The sequence below is a fragment of the Cyclobacterium jeungdonense genome (assembly GCF_010994275.1).
GTDB lineage: Bacteria > Bacteroidota > Bacteroidia > Cytophagales > Cyclobacteriaceae > Cyclobacterium > Cyclobacterium jeungdonense.
This window is the reverse complement of record NZ_WMCD01000013.1, coordinates 86,897-107,929: the sequence shown is the minus strand read 5'-3', so window position 1 is coordinate 107,929 and position 21,033 is coordinate 86,897. Positions and strand designations below refer to the sequence as shown.

Genomic DNA, 21,033 nt, shown 5'->3' with positions numbered 1-21,033 from the left:
CGTCAAACAACACTGTAAATGATTCACCGGATAATCGCTTTCAGCGTAAAAAATAAGTTCATTGTTCTTTTAGCTGTTTTGGGCCTTGTGATCTGGGGACTTTTTTCCTTCCAGCGCCTATCCATTGGATCTGTTCCGGACATTACCAGCAATCAGGTACAAATCATTACTGTTGCCCGAAACCTGGCTACGGAAGAGGTAGAACAATTTATCACTTTCCCCATAGAACTTTCGGTGGCCAATTTGCCCGGGGTGGAAGAAATCCGATCGGTCTCCAAATACGGATTGTCCACAATCACAGTGGTTTTTGAGGAAGGAATGGGCACCTACCTGCCGCGACAATTGATAGGAGAAAAACTGGCACAGGCCAGCAAGGACATCCCGGCTCACTTTGGCAGCCCCGAAATGGCCCCCATTTCCACAGGTCTGGGTGAAATCTACCAGTACACCTTAGAGACCCGGCCTGGGTATGAAGACCGCTATTCGGTGATGGAATTGAGAGAGATCCAGGATTGGTTGATAAAAAGGCAGTTGACCGGTATCAAAGGCGTGGTGGAGATCAATACCTGGGGTGGCTACCTGAAGCAATACGAAGTCGCCATGCAACCTGAAAAACTCCGAAGCATGGATGTTTCCCTTCTCGAAGTTTTGCAAGCCCTGGAGGACAATAATGAAAACGCCGGCGGGGCCTATCTCGAAAAAAACCAGACCAACTACTTTATTCGCGGTGAGGGCATGATCCAATCCCTGGAGGATATCCGGAAAATTGTAGTGACCAACCGCGGCGGCGTGCCCCTCACAATCGGAGATTTGGCAGAAGTTCGATTCGGCTATGCCACCCGATTCGGTGCCATCACGGGAAACGGTGAGGGGGAAAAAGTGCTGGGGCAGGTCATGATGCTGAAAGGAGAAAACTCCTATGCAGTTATAAAAAGCGTTAAGGAACGAATCGCTGAAATCGAAAAAATTCTCCCGGAAGGAGTGTACATCAATGGATTTCTTGACCGTTCGATGCTCATCGATAAGACCACCTCTACCATTCAGGAAAACCTCGTCCTGGGTGCCTTATTTGTTATTTTCATTCTGGTCATCCTGATGGGGAATTTTCGCAGCGGATTATTAGTGGCTTCCGTCATCCCGCTTTCCCTTCTTTTTGGCATTTCGCTGATGAGTTTTTTCCAGGTAGATGCCAACCTGTTGAGTCTGGGAGCCATCGACTTTGGAATTTTGATAGATGGAGCGGTAGTGGTCGTGGAATATGTGGTTTATCAAATGAGCAAAAAGTTTCCCGGTTTAAAAGGAAATGCCCAAAAAGAAGAAGTGGACAAGCTGGTCATTGAAAGTTCCAACCGAATGATGAACGCAGCCATTTTTGGTCAGATCATCATTTTGATTGTTTTCATTCCCATTCTGAGTTTTACCGGGGTAGAAGGTAAAATGTTTCAACCCATGGCCTTGACCTTTATGTTTATCCTAGCAGGAGCCATGATTCTCTGCCTGACCTACGTGCCAGTCATGGCGGCCCTGTTTATCCGCCCTTCGAAAAATGAGAAAGGCACACTCTCTGCCAAAATCATCCGGACTGTCCATGGCTGGTACCAACCGGTGCTGATAAAAGCTCTGAATCACTATAAACTCGTTTTGATTACTGCGTTGATTGGTTTTGGCATCAGTCTTTTTATATTTTCCCGTCTTGGGGGGGAGTTTCTACCTACCCTGGATGAAGGCGATTACGTGATCCAGCCTGTATTGAAACCGGGCACCTCCCTGGCCCAAACTGTCGAAATCACCACCAAGATCGAATCTATCTTGCTCGAAAAATTTCCTGATGAAGTAGAACAAGTCGTCAGTAGAATCGGAGCGGCGGAAATCCCTACCGACCCCATGTCCATGGAAATGTCGGATATTATTATCAAACTAAAAGACCCGTATAATTGGTCCAGAGCCGCCGGAAAAACTGCGTTGGCAAACCAAATGACGGAGGAACTCTCGGTTTTACCGGGCATCACCTACCAGTTTACCCAACCCATAGAAATGCGATTTAATGAATTGCTTACCGGTGTGCAATCCGACCTGGCCATCAAGATCTTTGGAGAAGACCTGGAGACCCTGTATCGCTATGGATTGGAGGCAGCTACCATTATCCGGGATGTGGAAGGAATCGACAATATCAAAGTAGAACAATTGGTAGGCCTGCCCCAGATATCCATCAGCTACGACCGGGATAAGCTTGCGCTCTATGGCCTGGGCATTGCAGATGTGAATCAGGTAATTCGCACGGCCTTCGCCGGCAGCAAAGTAGGTACTATCTTTGAAAACGAGCGCAGATTTGATCTTGCCCTGCGTCTGGATCGGGAAACGGTCAGCACCGAGGTGGTGAACGAATTGAGCCTACCTCTGGAAAACGGCGAAAAAATATTATTGAAACAGGTGGCCGACATCAGCTTCCAGTCCGGTCCGGCACAGATTTCCAGAGACGATACCAAAAGAAGAATTGTATTAAGCCTGAACGCCACGGAAAGGGACGTGGAATCCATTGTTACCGATGTGCGGGAGTTGCTGGATGCTCAGTTGGATTTGCCCACGGGCTATTCCATTGCCTATGGAGGGCAGTTTGAAAACCTGAACCAGGCTCGGGACCGCCTGATCAAAGTGGTGCCCCTGGCTCTATTATTGATTGCCATTATGCTTTACTTTACCTTCCATTCAGTTTCAGAGACGATAATGGTGTTTTTGTCCATTCCATTGGCGGTCATAGGCGGAATTGTGGCGCTATGGATTAGGGGAATGCCCTTTAGTATTTCTGCCGGAATTGGATTTATTGCCCTTTTTGGTATTGCGGTGCTGAATGGTATCGTCCTGATAAGTTACCTCAATGACCTGGAAACTAGCGGGGAAACCAATATCCGAAAACGAATCCTGAAAGGCTGTAAAAATCGCTTGCGACCGGTACTATTAACCGCTTCCACCGATATTCTGGGGTTTATTCCCATGGCCCTATCCACTTCCGCAGGAGCTGAAGTGCAGCGGCCCATTGCCACGGTGGTAATCGGGGGCTTGATTACAGCTTTTTTTCTAACGTTAATTGTGTTGCCGGTGGTGTATTTTGTAGTGAAAACAAAGAAATTACCGAGTTTCAGCTTTAATAAAGCAGCTTTCTTTCTGATTTTGCTGACCGGAATTCCTTTTCTGGGTCAAGCACAAGATAGTCCAATCGGACCGAAAGAAGCCTGGAACCGGGCATTGGAAAACAATTTTGACCTGGCTGCCGTCCGCTTAGCTGTAGAAAACCGGAAGGTTCTGACCAAAACGGCCTGGGACCTGCCCTCTTCCTTAATTTTTGTCGGCACAGAAGAAAACCAGCGCAACCTGGAGGGTGACGGGGTAGATGCATTTGGTTTTCAGCAATACATTGATTTTCCAGGAGTTTATGTGGCCCGAAAAAAAGTGCTGGAGAAGGAACGCTTGCTGGCAGAAGACACCTACGATCTAAGGACTCTTGCCCTGAAAAAACAAGTGTACAAAGCCTGCTATCAACTGGATTACCTGGTAAAAAAGAAGCGACAATACGCCGGCTTCGATTCCCTATACCAAGATCTGTTTCGGGCGTCCGAAAAACGCTATGCATCCGGAATGACTAACAGGCTGGCCATGGTGATGGCAAAAGCCAGGTCCGAAAAAATACGCGTGAACTATTCTCAGTTGGACCAGCAGATCCAGATTGCCTACCGACAACTTCAGGAAGTGGTGCAGTCTTCGGATACCTTACAGGTCACGGTGCCGGCGCTAGGATTGGAATTCTCCGAATTACCCAGCCTGGAAAATCATCCCTCCTACGATTACCTGGTGCATCAAAAGGAGCGATTTTCGGCGGAAAGGAAACAGATGCAAAACAAGCTACTGCCCGGGTTTTATGTACAATACATGTTTCAGAAAGTCGACGGCATAAGTGGCTTTTTCGGTTACCAGGCCGGTATTCAACTACCACTATGGTTTGGCCCCACACGGGCTCGGGTGCAGTCCGCCCGCTTGTCCGTTTACCAATCCGAAAATAAGATAGACGACCTGAGCATCCGCTGGGAATCGGCATTAAACCAGAAAAAAACAGCCCTGGAAATGCATATCAAAGAGCTTGATTATTACACCCGGGAAGCCTTGCCTCTGGCGAAAGAAATCGTCAGCACCGCGCAAAAGAGTTTTGATAACGGAGAAATTGACTACCTGGAATACATCCGGAGCCTGGAATACGCCACCGAAATTGAAATGGATCATCTGGATCTGCTGAATAAATACAACCAAACCGTTCTTGACATTCACTATTTTACCCTGCCATGAATTCGAGCATGACGCAAGCGACAGACGGAGGGATGATTATCCAACATGCGAGATTCTCCCGATTAAGGAACGGGACAGGCTATGTGACCATTAAGAAACAATTATAAACACATGAAATCGAGCATGACGAGAACGTCACACAGTGGGATGATTATAAAGCATGCGAGATTCCATCTGACCGTTGAAAAAAAATAATAAACAGATGAAACTAATTAATCTTTTCCTCCTATTTCTACTTGTAAGCGGGCAAATGGCCTGTAATGAGGATACGCATACCACTGAAGGAAATGAGGAATCCATGGAACACAGGGAAGCAGCGGTCCAGTTGACTCCGGAACAAGAGGTCATTACCGGCATACGTCGCGGAACCTTTATCAAACAACCCTTAACCAACCTGGTAAAAGCCCCCGGATTCATCGATTCCCCACCTCAGTACAAAGCCACTATTAATTCCTTTACCACCGTCTTTGTGGAAAAAATACACTTTATCGTAGGCGATCCGGTTACCAAAGGGCAGGTGGTAATCACTGCTTCCAGCCCGGAATTTGTATCCATGCAACAGGAATACCTGGAAACCCTCAGCAGTCTTGCCAGTCTGGAAAGCGACTTTGAACGAAAACAAACCCTGCGAGAGGACAACATCTCCTCTCAAAAACAATTTGAAGAAGCCCGGGCGGCATTTCAGGCAGCCGAGGCCAAAAAATCCGCCCTGCAAAATAACCTGCAACTGATGGGCGCCGATATTCATTCCCTGGAACAAGGTAACCTGCAGTCAAAAGTGCTTTTAAAAAGTCCGATTTCGGGTAAAATTTCCGCTTTACAGACTTCAGTCGGGCAGCACAGTGCTCCGCATGAGGTGTTGATGGAGGTGATCAACAGTGAACACCTGCATGTGGAGATGAAAGTATTGGAACAGGATATTCCCAGAGTGATGGAAGGGCAGGCAGTTACGTTTACCTTACCGGATTTTGAAGAGCAATTGTTTTATGGACACGTTTACCGAAAAGGAAATACCATTGACCCCAAAGGCCGTTTTGTGCAGGTGCATGCGCATTTGGATACTGAAAATGATTCCTTTTTACCAGGAATGTATATCAATAGCTATATCGTAGTGAATCAAGATTCAGTTTGGACGGTACCTTCCGGATCCATTGTTCATGAAGGCAGTGAAACCTTTCTTTTTGTACTCAAGGAAAGTAATCAGGAAGGCAAAGTATATCAACGGAAACAGGTTCGTACCGGAATTGAAGCCATGGGCTACACGGCCATTTTGAACTCAAATGAGGAATTATTTCAAGACAGTGTGGTCGTGGCTGGCACCTATTATTTATCCAATGCACTGAACGAGGCCGGAGGACACGATAACTAGATCGATCCAAACCAATATCCGGGAAAACCTTACCTTGGATCAATTGAGTAATAAAGCCTGTATGAGCAAAGCCCAATTTTCCCGGTCATTTAAGAAAGTGTTGGGCACCAGTCCCATGGAATACATCCTGGACCAACGCCTAAATCTGGCCGCCAACTACCTGAAGCAAGGCAATTCACAGGTGCAGGAGGTCTGCTTTATGCCTGGATTTAATAATGTCACTTATCTTATCAGAGCGTTTAAAAGCCGTTTTGGAAAGACCCCAAAAGCTTTTCAGAAAAAACTGGCTTTTACCCCTCAATTCACCTGCCTCTAATTACCATCCATCAGGAATCGACGCTTACTAATGGCCCTTTTCTGAAAGAAGCGGTATAGGATAATAGAGCGCATCGTCGCAGACCCAATCACAAAAATTTATTCCATGATTCAATCGCTGAAATTCTATTCTTTTGGTCTTCTTTTATCTGTCTTTGATTTGCCCCTGGCAGCCCAGCAAACCCTCTGGGAACCGGTAGCCGATAAGGTATTCCTTCAGGAAAAAAGTGATATTGTTCCTACTCCTACCGCCGTGACGCAGGTGGCCATTCTCTCGGGCAGATCCTATGCCGTTTTGGATGGAAAGCTTCAGGAATTAAAAGCGGACGGACTCCAGCCGGTATCCAACAGTCCGGCGGGAATAAGCAAGTTGGAGGTGTTAGACCATTCGGCCTGGGTGATGGCTTCCTCCGGATTTTACCGTTTTGCCGACAATTCCTGGGAGAAACTCAGCGAGGACAACTTTGTGGATGTCTGCCTGCATCTGGGCAAGGTCCATGCCGCCACACGGGATGCCATATTTGTCTATAAACAAGGAAAATTAACCGATATTGAGCCCGAAGGGGGCTACCTGTCCAGTGACGTGACCATGCTGATGGAGGATGGCACGCAGCTATTGGCCGATCCGGTGAAATTAGGTCCCATCACCTCCATTGCCAGTTACAGCGGCACCCTGCATATCCTTCGACCCGGGCAACTGGTTCAGCTTTCGGGCAAGGTGGTCAACGAGCACCTGATCGACTGGGGCAATCTGCCCTCCAAAAATACTGGTGAACTGCTTTCCATGGGCAGCAGTCTGTTTATCAGCACGGACCGGGGATTAGGTGTTCTCCGGGGCGCTTCCCTGCAATCCATCCAGGGAGACGATGGGCTTCCGGTGGAAGAAACCCGGCAATTGGTACAGGGGTTTGACCGGGATGTATGGATCGGCACGCCCAGAGGAGCGATACGGATGCTCGACGAGGACTGGCATTATTTCGGTGCCGACCACTGGCTGCCGGACAATCGGGTCAACGATATTGCTGTGGCCGAAAACGAAGTACTGGTGGCCACGGAAGGGGGAATAGGAATTATCCGCTACGAACCCTTTACCTTACGGAAAAAGACTGACCACTATGAATACTGGCTGGAAAATTGGGGACATAAGCGCATGGGCTTTATCCATACCATCCGCGATTACCAGGGCGAATGGGTACGCGAAATCAGCGATAACGACGGCGCCCATACGGCCACCTACCTATCGGCTATGAGCTACAAATACGCCGTAACCGGAGAGGAAACGGCAAGGAAAGAAGCGGTGGATGCCTTCCAAGCCATGTTGTGGCTGGAACGGATCACGCCAATCGACGGCCTGATCGCCCGCTCCATCTGGTCCCGGAAGGGTGATAAAGGAGAAATGGGGCAAAGGGGATCCGGTGGCTTGCCTGCCAAATGGAATGCCACCGCAGACAGCCTCTGGTACTGGAAAGGAGATGCCTCCAGCGACGAGATCATCGCACATTTTTACAGCGTTTCCTTGTTTCACGATCTGGCAGCCGAAGGCAAAGAAAAAGAACTGGCCAAAGAACACATGCGCCGCATCGCCGGATACATCATGGAAAACGGCTGGGTGCTGATCGATGCCGATGGGCAGCCCACTCGCTGGGGACGTTGGAATCCGGAATACCTGCTCCGCCCCTATGGCTGGTCCGACCGGGGCGTTAACGGGCTGGAAGCACTGGCTTTTTCCTATTCCACCTATGCCCTGACCGGGGAAGAACGCTTCAAGAAGGGATACCAGCAGTTGGTGGATTGGGGCTATGCAGAGAATACCATCAAACAAAAAAATACCTTCCCTCCTTCCCAGATTGCCCCCTGGGATGACAACCTGGCCTTTGAAGCCTACAATACCTTGCTGCGCTACGAGAAGGATCCGGAAATGCGCTCCATCTACCTGAGAAGCCTGGAAAGAACTTTTGAGATCAAAAGAATGGAAAAAATTCCCTGGTTTAACTTCACCTATGCCGCCATGACTGGCAATGATGCAGATTTGGATGCGGCCGTGCAGCACCTCAGGGAATGGACCCTGGACTGTATCGAACACAATTACCACAATTCTCACCGGGATGACTTGTTTGTAGACGAAGGATACACCTCCTATGAAGGCGGTGTCAAAGCCATTTCACCCCGCGAAGCGGCCGTTACCCGTGGAGCCAGAAGGGCCATTGTATTGGATGGTGGGCAAAACAGCAAGCGCATCATGGAGCCGGTGGGCTTTATCCGGGATTACTGGATGGGCCGGCATTATGGATTTATTCAGGCCCCGGAAGTGAGTGATCCAGAATTGTTGGAGGTGGATAAACGTTCAGGGGAAAAAGTTGGAGCTGCGCCTTATGATGGGCCGGATCGGCCGAAATTTTTGTAGGTTAGCGAAAAATGAGGAGTTTACACCGGCCTATGGGCACGAGCATGTGTTTTAGGCCTGCTTCATTGCTGAATTTTGAGAAAACCATTTTTGATCAATTGCCTACTGCCTGGAATTTTCATACCACAAATTGGGTCAGGTGGTGGTCCAGGTGCTTGTAAAATAGGTTGTTCCATTCTTCTTTGGACAATTTGCCGAAGGACATGGATTCCCTTCCATCAAAATGACTTTCTCCCAACTGTACGGTTTTGTGCAAGTACTGGATCAGTCGTGTTTTCTCTTCCTCAAAATCGTGCTCATCTGCGATGATAAACGCTGGTGCAGTCCGAACAGTCTTTTTGTAAAGGGTTTCGTTTACCAATATTTTTTTGACAAAGGCTTTTAGGATTAATCCCATGAAAAAATTGGGTTTGGGATGATTTTTTCATAAGCTATCTCATAGGCGACGTTGCAATGCGCCAGCATTTGAGCCACACTCATTTTTCGCCATTGCGGCTGGATACTGGGGGTCAGGGAGTCAATCCTCCGGATCAGCTCCGCTGTTACTTCTTTGTCGAAAATAGTGGGAAAATCCATGGAACATGACAATTAGATTGCCCGATTGTCTTCGGGCAGATAAAAGCTGAAACATGAACCTTCGCCAAATATGCTCTGCGCCTGAATGATTCCCCCGTGCAACGCTACGATTCGTTTGCAAATAGAAAGTCCTAACCCATTACTTTTTTCCGATCCGGTGGGTAAGGTACTGGTTTTTTGAAAAGCGGAGAAAAGTTTGTCCATGTCGCCTTCTCGAATACCCTGGCCCTGATCGAAAACCCTGAAGTATAGCTGACCTTCCTCCAATTCGACCACTAATCTCACCGTTGTATCCTTATGCGAATACTTGATTGCATTGCTTAGCAAATTATCCAGAACCTGTTCAACACGCTGGGGGTCGAAGGTCCACGAATCCGGACCATCGAATTGCAATTCAAGCCGAATCTCTTTCTTCTCCGCAGACCGCCGGTTCAACCGTATCACCTTGTCAAGAAATCCTTTTAAAGGTACTACTTTTTTCTCAAGAACAAGCTGCCCCGTCTCGATTGCAGAAACATCGAGCAGATCGTCAATCAATCGCAGTGATTTCTCAGCTAGCTCATCTATAAGTTTAAGAAACTCTTTCCTTGTTGCGGTATCAGTCGAATCTTCGGCAATCACATCATGGCACATCTTGATGGTACCAAGGGGCCCCCTAAGATCATGAGCCACCATACCTATCATATGGTCCTTCTCCTTGTTGAGCTTAGTCAGTTCAATGGTGCGTGCTTTGACCCGGTTTTCGAGATCCTTGTTTGCTTCCTGCAATTGTTTCACAAGCTCCTTATTACGAACAATTAATTTGTGTCGTTCGAAGGCTTCGCGAACGATTGTATCAAGCTCAACGGGATCCCAGGGCTTTGTAATATATCGGAAGATGTTCCCCTCATTAATGGCCTCAATTACCGACTGTATATCAGCATATCCAGTCAACAAAAGTCGAGTTGCTTCCGGATAGTCATTTTTCACTTCATCAAAAAACGCTGAACCGTTCATTCCCGGCATCCGCTGGTCGGAAATAATGACCTGAATTGATTGTATTTTCATCAACTCCAGACCCTCCTTACCATTGTTGGCGATATGAACCTGGTAATTTCTTCGAAATTGCCGTCTCAATGAACTGAGTATCGAAGGTTCATCATCAATGATAAGTAAGTTGTTGTCCTTGTCACTATTTTTATCGATTTCAGTGCTATGTTCATTCATGAGTTCATGCGTTTTTAGGTAAACTGATTGTGAAGGAGGTTCCTTTTCCAACTTTACTTTCAACGGTAATTTTTCCATTATGGCCATCTGTAATAATCTTGTAGGCAATCGACAGTCCCAAACCGGTCCCTTCGCCTACCTGCTTTGTCGTAAAAAAAGGATTGAAGATTTTCTCTTGAGTAGCTGCATCCATTCCCAGACCATTGTCAGTAAAGGTTAAAATCAATGCATCTGTCGTTTCTGAACCTTTAATTTCGAGGCGGCCATCCTCTTTCACCGCCTGAGCTGCATTCATGATCAGGTTAAGGAAAACCTGATTCAATTCAGACGGGCGGCATTTAATCGGGGAGAGATCATTAAGCTGACAGTCTATCACCAAACGATTCCTAACAACGGACCCTGCAATCTCGAGCGTACTCTCGATACACTCTTTCATTGATGCGATCTTCTCGTCTGCTTCATCCAGCCTGGAGAAATTACGCAGGCTCCCAACTATACCCTTGACTCTTTTTAAGCCGGCGGATGAACTATTAATAAGGTCATCAAGATCCTCCGAGATAAAGTCCACATCTGCCTCTTGGCTAAGTTTCCTGGCCATTGCTTTCAAATCCTCACTGCCAGAGGCATCAACAGCCGCATTTAATTGTTCATAAGCACCTTTCAGGTCTTCAGCCATCTGTTTGAGCGCATGCATATTGCTTGCAACAAAAGCCACTGGATTATTAATTTCGTGTGCAACACCAGCCACCATCTGCCCTAATGCGTTCATCTTCTCGGAATGGATCAGCATTGATTGCGTTTCCTTAAGCGTCTCCAGGGTCTTTTCCAGCTCAATCTGCTTGGCGGCCGCTTCCCTACGCGCCTCCTCCCGATCTGTCACATCGTTTTGAACACCAACAAAATGAGTTAGGTGGCCCTCTTTGTCGCGAATCGGAGATATGATTAAGTCATTCCAGAAAAAAGTGCCGTCTTTACGGTAATTTTTTATAAGTACCTGACAGTGGTTACCTGAATCCAGCGCCTCCCGAATAATATACCTGGCGCTCTGATCACGATTTTCGCCCTGAAGAAACCGACAGTTCTTGCCCACAACTTCCTCCTCCAAAAAACCACTCATTTCACAAAATGCCCGGTTCACATAAATCAACGGCATGTCCGGTTTACGTGCATCCGAAATAGAGATACCGCAACTAGTAGATTCCATGGCTGCATCATGAAGTTTCAGCTCATGTTGAATAAAATTGTAATCCTGGAATTCATGTTTTTCCATAGTCCTTATCATTTATTATCACCTCAGTATTTTCGCACCTAATTCGATAGTATTTACTGCAATTTAGAAGCGGGTACAAATAATCGTAATGATGCTTCTTTAGCTACAGCATACCCTATCTATCTCTTTCTTTCCATCACCAATAAATTAGCAGATTGCCTGATATACATGATCAAAATAAAGCTCGTTCCAATTTATTGCCTTTTTCCACCTGATACGGACCAAATTCTAATTGAACTTTTATGCTTCTCCTAAAAGGGAGATTTCCGCCAAATTAAAACGCAGATTTTGTTCCTGAATGCTTAGAAATTGAACATAGAAAATAACATCGTGAAAAATGAACAGAATAAAGTCGGAATCAAAGGCTGATAATTTATTTCTTCCAAAATAGATCTCATGATTTAGATGTGGTGCAATTTCTGCCCACAATTTATTTAATATGCCAAAGTTATTTTTTCATGAACAATGAACCCGAAAATAGCTGTGTAAAGCTTTCTGTAACGTTTAAATAGCTCAAAAACCCAAGGATTACCCGTAGGCGCAGGCTTGACACCAGTATGGATATAAAATAAAAAAGGCCAATATACAAGCCCATTTTACCTGTTCAATTTTCATGCTTGGGGAAGCCCAAATTGCGTAAGGTGTTGATTCAGGTGCTTGTACAACAGGTTACTCCACTCAGTGGTCGACAATTTACCAAAGGATCGTGACTGTTTTCCTTAAGATAGCTTTATCTCAATTCAACCGTTTTATTGATGTATTGGATCAGTGGATTTTTCTATTTCTCAAAATCCCTTTCAATGGCTACTTAACCGGGCTAAAAACAGGGATCGCTGCCCGCCATTTTACACGTTGGACGTTTCTTCAAACCTAGCTTACTCTCCCATTCAATTACGCCAAAACACGCTGCAGCCTGGGCCGGTTATACCGCTGCACCACAATGGGGTAAAGATTCAATATAATATTCAGAAAAAAGAGCCAAAAGGATTGCCTGACTCCATATAAAAAGGCTACTACAATCCCGAAAACCAGAACGATGATGAAAATAATTGCGTGTCCAAACTCAGATTGGCGGGTTTGGTATTCCAGTTTTTTTAAGGCAGCCCGGTTCTTCTTTACCGGATTAGACGCCCTGCTGAGTTTTTCCCAGCCAATCCACACCAACATCCTTCTAAATACATGTACACCCAACCATCGATAAACCGTTCCTCCTGCTTCCCAGTTTTTGGTGTCAAAATAGCTCGATCGCAGAGGGGGTTGTAAGGTTTCGGTGTAGGCCATTAAAGCCGTCATCAACAGGAAATTCACCACCCAGGCAAACATGAAGGTATTCAGGCCCTGCCAGCTAGCTATCCCCACCGTGCTAGCAGCGACAAAAAGCCAGGTAAAAGCTACGAACGCAAATTTTTTGAGATCTATCCTTTCCATAAAGCCGCGTGGATCAATTAGAAGGGGTAGCCAATGTCTGTGCACAAAACGGCAACAAACCCGAATGGAATCTACTACTGCCTGGCACATTCACACCCCAAATTGCTTCAGGTGGTGGTCCAGGTGCTTATAAAACATATTGTTCCATTCTGTCTTCGATAGTTTGCCAAAAGATAAGGACGCTCTTCCATCAAAATGATTTTCTCCTAGTTCGACGGTTTTTCGCAAGTACCGGATCAGGCGCTCTTTTTCCAGGGCAAAATCCCGCTCATCTGCAATGATAAAAGCCGGTGCCGTCCGAACATTCTTTTTGTAGGGCGTTTCGTTGACAACCATTTTTTTAACAAAGCCTTTGAGGATCAATCCCATCAGAAAATTGGGTTTGGCGTGCTTGTTTTCATAGGCCATTTCGTAGGTGACGTTGCAATGCGCCAGCATTTGTGCCACATTCATTTTGCCCCATTGGGGCTGGGAGGTGGGCTTAAGCTTATCAATTCGTTGAATTAATTGATCGGCTACATTTTTGGTGAAAATATTCGGTAATGCCATAACAGGGTAAGCTAGTTTTAACAGGTTTCAACACGGTGTGCCCGGCCAAACATCGAATCGGACATTTCGCCATTAATATACCTGAAAAACAATTATTTACAAACGGTTTATTCAGAGTCCAGAGGTGTGTAGGCATGGTCCGATGCCAGACCCCATTTATACCGAATTGTTGGAAATGGCTGAAGGTTCAACAGAAAATTTTTTGATTATCGTGGTTCGGGAATGAATTAGGGGACCTTCGTTTATAGGCCAGGGAATTAAAACTCTTCCGACACCGTGAATTTTCTCCGAATGGTTTTTTCCAGGGACACAATGACAAAAAGACCAATACCAGCAATCAGGATACGTATCCAGGAATTTAGGTCAATAGGAACTGAGTGAAACAAGGCATTCATAACCGGAGCATGAATGAATACGAGCTGAAGTGCAAACATAGCGAATGCCCCGTAATACACCCATTTATTGGAAAACCAGCCGATCTGTCTGACCGAACTCCGCAAGGAGCGACAATTGAACAAATAGAAACCTTCTAATACAATAAAAACCGTAGTAGCAACCGTTTGAGACTCTTCCAGACTGGCCCCCTTGGATAGTTCGTACCGGAACAATATAAAAGCGGACAACATGATCAAAGTACCTACCAAAAGTGTACGCATGATCAACGGAAAAGTAAGGATGGGCTTATCGGAGGGTATGGGTGGCCTGTCCATTATTCCCAGTTCTTTGGGTTCGAAGGTAAGCATCAGCCCCAGCAGGACTGCGGTGGTCATGTTGATCCATAAAATTTGCACCGGTGCAAGTGGCAATTGGGTAGCAAAAGCGATGCTGGCAAGGATTACCAATGCTTCTCCCAGATTGGTAGGTAAGGTCCAGACGATAAATTTGGTCAGGTTGTCCAACACACCACGGCCTTCTTCCACGGCAGCCTCGATCGAAGCAAAATTATCATCGGTAAGCACCATGTCTGAGGCATCCTTGGCCACTTCTGTCCCGGTTATCCCCATGGCGATACCAATATTAGCCTGTTTTAAAGCCGGGCCGTCATTTACCCCATCACCGGTCATGGCAACTACTTTTCCCGTGGCCTGAAGGGCTTTTACCAGTCGGAGTTTTTGGTCCGGACTGACCCGTGCAAATACCGAAAACTCGTCTGCAATCCTCTTCAATTCCTCATCCGATACCTTTTGGAGTTCCAGACCGGTTAAGGCCAGCAGTTTTCCGTTTTCCGTTTTTCCCCGGATACCCAGTTGGTCGGCAATCGTAGCGGCCGTTAGGGCATGATCACCGGTAATCATTTTTACCTGAATGCCTGCTTGCTGGCAAAGCGCTACAGCATCGATAGCCTCTTTCCTCGGCGGGTCAATCATACCCTGAAGTCCTATAAAGATCATGCCCTCAGCAACATCTTTATGTTCCACATCGGTTTTAGAGGAATCGAAGTTTTTAAAGGCAAAGGCCAGCACCCGCAGGCCTTCTGCAGCAAATTGTTCGCCGCGTTTCTGGACATCGGATAAATCGATAGCAACCATCGCCCCGGTTTTCGTCATCATAAAATCACACGAGCGGAGTACTGCTTCAACGGAACCTTTAAGGAAGACAACAGCCTGCTGCTCGTGCTGGTGCAGGCTGGCCATGTACTGGTATTCCGATTGAAACGGGACCTCGTCTATCCGGGGATAATACTGATCGGTATAATGATCTGCAATACCGGCTTTTTCGGCCGCACTGATCAGGGCTGCCTCCGTGGGATCGCCTTCAGCTGTCCATCGTTCGCCCTCTCCCACTATCCGGCTGTTATTGCATAGTACGCCCGCTCGTAGCAATTGGCGAAGGGCTGGCCTTTGAGTCAGTACCACTTCTTCCCCTTCGTATATCACCTTACCTTCCGGTTTGTAGCCAATCCCTGTTACGTCAAAATGTTCTCCTCCTGCCAGGATCTTTTGAACGGTCATCTGGTTTTCAGTAAGCGTTCCGGTTTTGTCTGAACAGATCACATTGGTGCTCCCTAAAGTTTCTACCGCTACCAATTTGCGAATAATCGCGCGTCTTTTGGCCATCTGGGCCACGCCGATGGCCAGCATAATAGTCACCGCTGCGGGTAAGCCCTCGGGTATGGCGCCTACCATCAGCGCGACGGCCACCATAAAGGCATCGGCCAGGCTTTCGCCACGAAAATAGGCCAAGGCCAGGATAAATAGCGCAAGACTCAGAATCAGCCAAAGTAAGGTATGGCTGAATTTTTTTATTTTCAAGGTCAAAGGAGTGTCAAGCTCCTCTGCAGAGGAAATGGATTGGTTGATCTTGCCCACCTCGGTCCGATCCCCGGTACTGACCACAATGCCCTTTCCCGTTCCATAGGTGACAACCGTGGTAGCAAAGCCCATATTATTTCGGTCACCGAGCAGGGTATCTGCTTCTACCAAATCCAGTTTTTTTTCGGTCGCCACTGACTCCCCTGTAAGGGCTGATTCATCCACCTGAAGGTTTTTGACCGAGAACAGGCGCATATCCGCAGGAATTTTATCACCTGGTTGTACGCTCACAATATCGCCGGGAACCAGATTCACGCTATTTACCACAGCTTGCCGGCTGTCACGGATTACCGTAGCGATGGTACTCATGCTTTTCGAGAGTGCGTCAATAGCCTTCAAGGCTTTGGTTTCCTGAATGTACCCAATTGTGGAATTGATCAGCACCACTGCGAATATCACGGCGGCGTCAGGGTACTCTCCCAGTAGCAGGGTGACGATGGTGGCACCTAGCAGAATGTATATCAGAGGTTGGTGAAACTGGAGCAGAAACCGAACGATGCTACTCTGGCCTTTTTTAGTGGTAATTCGGTTTTCCCCGTAGTGATCTAATCGCTCACTAACTTCCTTCGCTGACAGGCCTTGGTGAATGTTGGTGTCCAGGTTTTCCGCTACCTGGTCTGCAGTGCAGGTGTGCCAGTGGTGCTGCTTGTAATTCATTCCTATTTTTATAATCCATAAGCCAAAAAACCAGTCTTCAATATACCCTAAAAATAGTGATTTCCAAACAGTTAAATGAGAATCCAGGGCGGTTTGGGAAATAGCTGAGCACTTACAAATTATTCGATAAAAACAAGGGAAATTTTGTTTTGTTCGGACCAGCGGATTCGCTCTTTTGTGTGATAGGCCAGATTAAATGTTACCAACTAGCACCAATTTTCAGTCGTAATCTCGCATCTCCCGAAAACGAAGGAGATCCCAATACAGAAACCCTTCCCTTTCTCCGCTAATTCTTTCCGACAGCTTCTTGTAAGGTTTATATTGATACACCTTGGCTGCAATTGCTAGGGGTTCCGCCAAGCGCCAATCGCGCTTAACCTGAATTTGATTGTAGGGCCATTCGTTTTTCTCCTTTAAAAAAGGTACCATAAAATCAAGGGCTTCTCGGATACTTCCTCCTTTCGGATTTTCGTAGTTCCAAAGATCCATGCCGGATTGGGAAGCTGCCCTGGCATAGGTCATGATGCCCAACAGATTCATGGCACTATAGTCCCAGGATCGGGTCCGGTCCAATTCCTTGGGTTGAGACCCGTCTGCTTCAATCATCTCATCCATGATCAAAGGAAGCCCCGCCTGAGCCAGGCTGTCGGCAATCTCCCGCTGGTCTACATAAAGGGCCAGGGGAATGGTTTGGGCAAAATACCAGGTGGTATGGTTATTACCATGGACGGCCTCATCCTTTCCATGATCACTATTGATCAACCAATCCAGGTATAGTGCAATCCAGTTCTCCATTCCATTTGCAATTGCTGCGTTCCAATGTTCTGAACCCGATAGCAGGTAAAGCATATCCGGCAACTCTGAAAAAGAGCGGGTATCGATGATTCCAATACCCCTGCCTTCTGTCCTTCCCGGAATCCGCTGGGCATAGTTCAGGTTAGGGTTCATTTTGGTCTCGGAATCTAAAAACCACGCGCGGAGCAACCTGATAGCATGTTCGGCGTAAGCTTCTTCCGCTGAAAAATAGAATGCCTCGCTTAATGTTTTCAGGGCATCCATCAGTTTTCCCAATTCCTCTTTGTCCTTATAACCGTAATATTCCGGATTGATTTCCCCGTCTCTGCGGATATAAGGCAAGCCATCCTCTTTCTCAGGGTCCGGCCACCAATAAGGCCCCATACTGGTATAGTCATGCTTGTCCCCGCTGGGAGGCAACTGGGTTTTATGGGTAACAGAAAAAGGCCCTTCCTGTAATTTTTGATCAGCTTCTCTGAGAAATGCCTGCACTTCCGGAAATATGGTCTTTTGAGATCCGAAGGAAATGCGAGCTTTTACCTTTTGCATGATTTCATTATCCAACAAGATAAAGTGCATGTCTTCAGTTTCTGCTACCTGTGAGTAGGCAGATGGAGAAATATGTATGATCATTATGAAGAAGATCCACCTGCATGGATAAGAATTCAAACTGAACTTTTTATTTATTGGAAAAACCACTGGAATAGATGTTGATTGCTTTCAACCTTTTTTTTAGGTTTAACATAATAAAATAATTTGACCCTGCTAACAAACAGGAATACTAGGTATACTTCGTATTACTTTTTACCTCTAGTACTCAGAACCAGACCAATTACAAGCAGAATGACACTGATAATGACTGGTGTCCAATTGGCTGTACTTACAGCAATATCCATCCCAAATAAACTGAAGCTCTCTGAATCTTGCATGGCTTGCAGGCCAAACATGATGGTTCCAATAATTCCTAAAATCAATAAAATAATACCTGCAGTTTTCATAGTGTTTGATTAAATGGTGAATAGTGTTAATAAGAAGATAATAATTGATGATCAATTTATAAAAACCCATTGATAACTGGTACTATTTGATTAAAAAGAAATTGAAAGCATACTTTCCAAACCATGATGCGTTTACCAAAAATGAAACTGATTATGAAATTTTGGAAAACACTAATCCAAATCTTTAAATTCGTAATTCAGATCCAGCTGAAATCCGGAAATGGATACAGATCGTATGACATCCCCTGAAGTCATCAATCTGGAAGGAACGTATATACCCTCCTCAAGGGTATAGGCCATTACAGTCCGCTCATCAGGGTGTACGATCCAATATTCCAACACACCACTTTCCTCATAGACTTCATATTTGTTTTTAAGTTCTTTTTTGTTGCTTCATTTTACTAAAAACACAAAAAAAATCAAGTGTCTAAAATGCACAAACCTGTCAGTTTTTTGTTGATATTCAACCAACGGCAAACTTTGATTAGAGGAAACCTGACAGGATTTACCCTAATCCCCATTGACAGTGACCTTTTTTTCAAAAAAGCCATACCCATAACTCACCTTGAGCTGATCATTTTCCTCCAGACGAAGTACATGAGCTCCAACGCTCAGTTCGGAATCTTGTATTTTCACCCTTCCCTCCAGTGCCAGGGAAAATGGAGATGCCTCTTTTAATTCAACAGGGATGCTTTTACCGGCTTTATTGGTAAGCCAAACCCTACCATGCTCCTCCCTATCCTTGTGAAAATTTAACGGAGCCTCTAAACGGATTATCAGGACACCAGAATCGCTTTGCCTGCATTCCAGGCGGGTATAATAATTGGCCAGATAAGCCATACTCGTATTGTAAGCCGTATTAAATTGAACCCAGCCTTCTGTCCAGCCCAGATTCCCTGCCTCCGGCTGGTTCGGGTAGTGAAAGTTTTTGGGTGAACCGTCAAAAACAAAGGGTAGCTCTTCCAAAAGTCCAATTCCGCCCTTATGCCGGCTATACCAACCCAAATCCACGCCCTCTACCTCTTCCGGGCCTTTAAAAGAAAACTGCCTGCCAGTTGGGTTTCTGCCGAAGGCATTTTCAAAATGAGCCCATGCGATTTCTTCCAGACGCGGAACCTCCTTGTGATCTTTTCCCAGAATGGTATTGGCAGCAAATACCGCCGCAGGAAAACCAAGTATGTTGCCGGTTTCATTCCAACCGGGAGGCGTCCATTCGTCCTCGTCGTACTTTCTGAAATCCCACAGGTTATCGGAACGTTCTACCATTATTCTTGCCCATTCTTCTACTTTTTCTTTTAGCCCCTCCGGATGCCTGTCCGGATACTCCTGATAAAACCAGGCAAATGCCCGCATGGTGATATGCTCTGACATCCTTTGCCCTTTTGTAGTCATTGGGTCTTCCCAGTCCAAATGGGTAATCATCCATTCCAGTTGGCGGTAAGCTGCGTCAAAATACATTCCTGCATCTGGGTCCCCCTCCCGCTTGCCAACTTCGTACATCATCAAATTTGGGATGACAGAAAAACCCGGAGGCATCTCACCCTTGGTACTACCCAATTGGGTTTTTAGCGCCAACAGGTTATGTTCCGGGCTCCGGTCGTATTGGGAATTGGCATGGGGTGATACCGTGCCTTTGGTCCATACCGATTGGGTATAAGCATATACCCTGTCAAAATTTTGCCGGGGAAGCCAGCGAGACAGGAAGGGCCAGGCATAGAGGAAGTGGGCCAGCTCTGCTTTTTGCATTTCGTGATCCAGCTTTTGAGATACCTTCACGTCGGCATCCCAATGCATCAATTGCACGATATCCGGTGTGTTTTCCCGAAAGGGCTCCAGAACTCCCCACAAACCCTGGTATTCTTCGGGAAAAGAAGCGTTGGATTGGTACCTTCCGGTGATCTCCATTCTTTCAAATGCTGACGGGTTGGAAGCATATAGAGCTACCAGACTTTGCATGGCCCAATTGAAAAAATCACCATCCCGCCAGGCAAAAGACAGGTTCCTTATTTCAGATACATTGCCCACGTAATGCCTTGCCCCCATCATAAAATCCAACATGGGACGGTAGCTCACGCGCTCCAGCCAATACGGGCCGATCCGGAATGGGAAAGAAGTTTTTTCTCCGGAAACTACCAGATATTCCGACGTTGACGTTGGATCAAATTCCGAAAAATCACCCTTTTCGTTTTTAATTAATCCCGAAAAAACTTCTTGTTCGCTGTCCTTTTCCAGTATTACAAAAGGAGTTTTATCTGGTACACCCGGTGCTGTAAAGCGTTTTGGCCTACCCAGGTTATAACCACTTTGATTAACCAATAGGGGCTTGACTTCGCCGGCATCATCATCCACATACTGCTGTCCAACTACTTGCAGTTCGGCAATGTGCAAGGTTTGTTTATCGTTGGCGATCAATCTTACCCGATCGGTAAGCAATACCTTTTCGAAGTTAACTGCGATTTTGTCGCTCTGATTTTCTTTTACCAGATGATGGCTTCTCCAATCCCCGTTTAGCAAATATTGAAAATGAACGCTTTCATTAGGAACCGCTCCTTCCTGGAAAATTATTTTGAAACCGGTGATTTCGGTAGCACCAGGAAAACGTATCGCTATCCAGGGTTCCGTATCCTTTGCAGTACTTTCCCAATAGCTCAGGGTATCGTTGTCAATGGCAAAATTTGCTTCCTGGCCTTCCACTGAAGAACTGCTGGAGACCATACCTGAGGTAGATAAATTTTGTTGAGCTAAGGCAACGTTATTCTGAACCGTGGCCAAAAGAAAAAAGGAAGTGATTAATAGGAAGGTATCTTTCATTTTCATAG

14 protein-coding genes and 1 pseudogene are annotated in these 21,033 nt (G+C 46.2%); 4 read left to right on the top strand and 11 right to left on the bottom strand.

Features of this window, described 5'->3' with window-relative positions; all coding sequences use genetic code 11:
• The first annotated feature begins 18 nt into the window (after positions 1-18).
• The 4 genes from GKS34_RS20915 (at position 19) to GKS34_RS20900 (ending at position 8,423) form a co-directional block, all read left to right on the top strand.
• On the top strand, positions 19-4,335 hold the full coding sequence (locus GKS34_RS20915; protein ID WP_163386935.1) for a CusA/CzcA family heavy metal efflux RND transporter: 4,317 nt from the start codon (positions 19-21) through the stop codon (positions 4,333-4,335).
• A gap of 202 nt (positions 4,336-4,537) precedes the next feature.
• Positions 4,538-5,704, top strand: a complete 1,167-nt coding sequence (locus GKS34_RS20910) for an efflux RND transporter periplasmic adaptor subunit (RefSeq protein WP_163386934.1) — start codon at positions 4,538-4,540, stop codon at positions 5,702-5,704.
• A complete protein-coding gene (locus GKS34_RS20905; protein ID WP_163386955.1) occupies positions 5,697-6,020 on the top strand; it encodes a helix-turn-helix domain-containing protein in 324 nt (107 codons plus the stop codon). The genes GKS34_RS20910 and GKS34_RS20905 overlap by 8 nt, the downstream gene beginning before the upstream one ends.
• A 105-nt stretch (positions 6,021-6,125) precedes the next feature.
• Entirely contained in the window at positions 6,126-8,423 is a 2,298-nt protein-coding gene (locus tag GKS34_RS20900) for a hypothetical protein (RefSeq protein ID WP_240459402.1), read from the top strand.
• Between the two features lie 118 nt (positions 8,424-8,541).
• Here GKS34_RS20900 and GKS34_RS23530 read toward each other — a convergent pair whose 3' ends face one another.
• From GKS34_RS23530 to GKS34_RS20850, 11 genes and pseudogenes are all read right to left on the bottom strand, one after another.
• Positions 8,542-8,820: a DUF1569 domain-containing protein gene (locus tag GKS34_RS23530; RefSeq protein ID WP_240459401.1), complete on the bottom strand. Its 279-nt coding sequence runs from the start codon at positions 8,818-8,820 to the stop codon at positions 8,542-8,544.
• Positions 8,811-8,999 (bottom strand): hypothetical protein, encoded by a 189-nt coding sequence (locus GKS34_RS23525; RefSeq protein ID WP_240459400.1) that lies wholly within the window; start codon positions 8,997-8,999, stop codon positions 8,811-8,813. Before GKS34_RS23525 ends, GKS34_RS23530 begins: the two co-directional genes overlap by 10 nt.
• Before the next feature lie 12 nt (positions 9,000-9,011).
• The gene (locus GKS34_RS20890; RefSeq protein ID WP_163386933.1) at positions 9,012-10,205 is read right to left on the bottom strand and encodes a hybrid sensor histidine kinase/response regulator; all 1,194 of its coding nucleotides are present in this window, start codon (positions 10,203-10,205) and stop codon (positions 9,012-9,014) included.
• Positions 10,206-10,209: 4 nt separating this feature from the next.
• A complete protein-coding gene (locus GKS34_RS20885; protein ID WP_163386932.1) occupies positions 10,210-11,475 on the bottom strand; it encodes a PAS domain-containing sensor histidine kinase in 1,266 nt (421 codons plus the stop codon).
• 891 nt (positions 11,476-12,366) lie between these two features.
• Positions 12,367-12,903 (bottom strand): glycosyl-4,4'-diaponeurosporenoate acyltransferase CrtO family protein, encoded by a 537-nt coding sequence (locus GKS34_RS20880; RefSeq protein ID WP_163386931.1) that lies wholly within the window; start codon positions 12,901-12,903, stop codon positions 12,367-12,369.
• Positions 12,904-12,993: 90 nt separating this feature from the next.
• Positions 12,994-13,452: a DUF1569 domain-containing protein gene (locus GKS34_RS20875; RefSeq protein ID WP_163386930.1), complete on the bottom strand. Its 459-nt coding sequence runs from the start codon at positions 13,450-13,452 to the stop codon at positions 12,994-12,996.
• A 257-nt stretch (positions 13,453-13,709) separates the two neighbouring features.
• Positions 13,710-16,421: a cation-transporting P-type ATPase gene (locus tag GKS34_RS20870; protein ID WP_163386929.1), complete on the bottom strand. Its 2,712-nt coding sequence runs from the start codon at positions 16,419-16,421 to the stop codon at positions 13,710-13,712.
• Between the two features lie 219 nt (positions 16,422-16,640).
• Complete coding sequence (locus tag GKS34_RS20865) at positions 16,641-17,849, bottom strand: alginate lyase family protein (protein WP_163386928.1); 1,209 nt, start codon at positions 17,847-17,849, stop codon at positions 16,641-16,643.
• A gap of 164 nt (positions 17,850-18,013) precedes the next feature.
• On the bottom strand, positions 18,014-18,214 hold the full coding sequence (locus GKS34_RS20860) for a hypothetical protein (protein WP_163386927.1): 201 nt from the start codon (positions 18,212-18,214) through the stop codon (positions 18,014-18,016).
• Positions 18,215-18,385: 171 nt separating this feature from the next.
• Positions 18,386-18,592: pseudogene (locus GKS34_RS20855) on the bottom strand (Uma2 family endonuclease); the annotation flags it as partial.
• A gap of 132 nt (positions 18,593-18,724) precedes the next feature.
• Complete coding sequence (locus GKS34_RS20850) at positions 18,725-21,025, bottom strand: discoidin domain-containing protein (RefSeq protein WP_163386925.1); 2,301 nt, start codon at positions 21,023-21,025, stop codon at positions 18,725-18,727.
• Between the last annotated feature and the right edge of the window lie 8 nt (positions 21,026-21,033).

Excerpts from the sequence above, each read along its gene's own strand:
- GKS34_RS20850 (WP_163386925.1), bottom strand. The coding sequence starts at position 21,025 with ATGAAAGATACCTTCCTATTAATCACTTCCTTTTTTCTTTTGGCCACG.
- GKS34_RS20915 (WP_163386935.1), top strand. The coding sequence starts at position 19 with ATGATTCACCGGATAATCGCTTTCAGCGTAAAAAATAAGTTCATTGTT.
- GKS34_RS23525 (WP_240459400.1), bottom strand. The coding sequence starts at position 8,999 with ATGGATTTTCCCACTATTTTCGACAAAGAAGTAACAGCGGAGCTGATC.
- GKS34_RS20870 (WP_163386929.1), bottom strand. The coding sequence starts at position 16,421 with ATGAATTACAAGCAGCACCACTGGCACACCTGCACTGCAGACCAGGTA.
- GKS34_RS20865 (WP_163386928.1), bottom strand. The coding sequence starts at position 17,849 with ATGATCATACATATTTCTCCATCTGCCTACTCACAGGTAGCAGAAACT.
- GKS34_RS20860 (WP_163386927.1), bottom strand. The coding sequence starts at position 18,214 with ATGAAAACTGCAGGTATTATTTTATTGATTTTAGGAATTATTGGAACC.
- GKS34_RS20890 (WP_163386933.1), bottom strand. The coding sequence starts at position 10,205 with ATGAATGAACATAGCACTGAAATCGATAAAAATAGTGACAAGGACAAC.
- GKS34_RS20910 (WP_163386934.1), top strand. The coding sequence starts at position 4,538 with ATGAAACTAATTAATCTTTTCCTCCTATTTCTACTTGTAAGCGGGCAA.
- GKS34_RS20875 (WP_163386930.1), bottom strand. The coding sequence starts at position 13,452 with ATGGCATTACCGAATATTTTCACCAAAAATGTAGCCGATCAATTAATT.
- GKS34_RS20885 (WP_163386932.1), bottom strand. The coding sequence starts at position 11,475 with ATGGAAAAACATGAATTCCAGGATTACAATTTTATTCAACATGAGCTG.
- GKS34_RS20900 (WP_240459402.1), top strand. The coding sequence starts at position 6,126 with ATGATTCAATCGCTGAAATTCTATTCTTTTGGTCTTCTTTTATCTGTC.
- GKS34_RS20880 (WP_163386931.1), bottom strand. The coding sequence starts at position 12,903 with ATGGAAAGGATAGATCTCAAAAAATTTGCGTTCGTAGCTTTTACCTGG.
- GKS34_RS23530 (WP_240459401.1), bottom strand. The coding sequence starts at position 8,820 with ATGGGATTAATCCTAAAAGCCTTTGTCAAAAAAATATTGGTAAACGAA.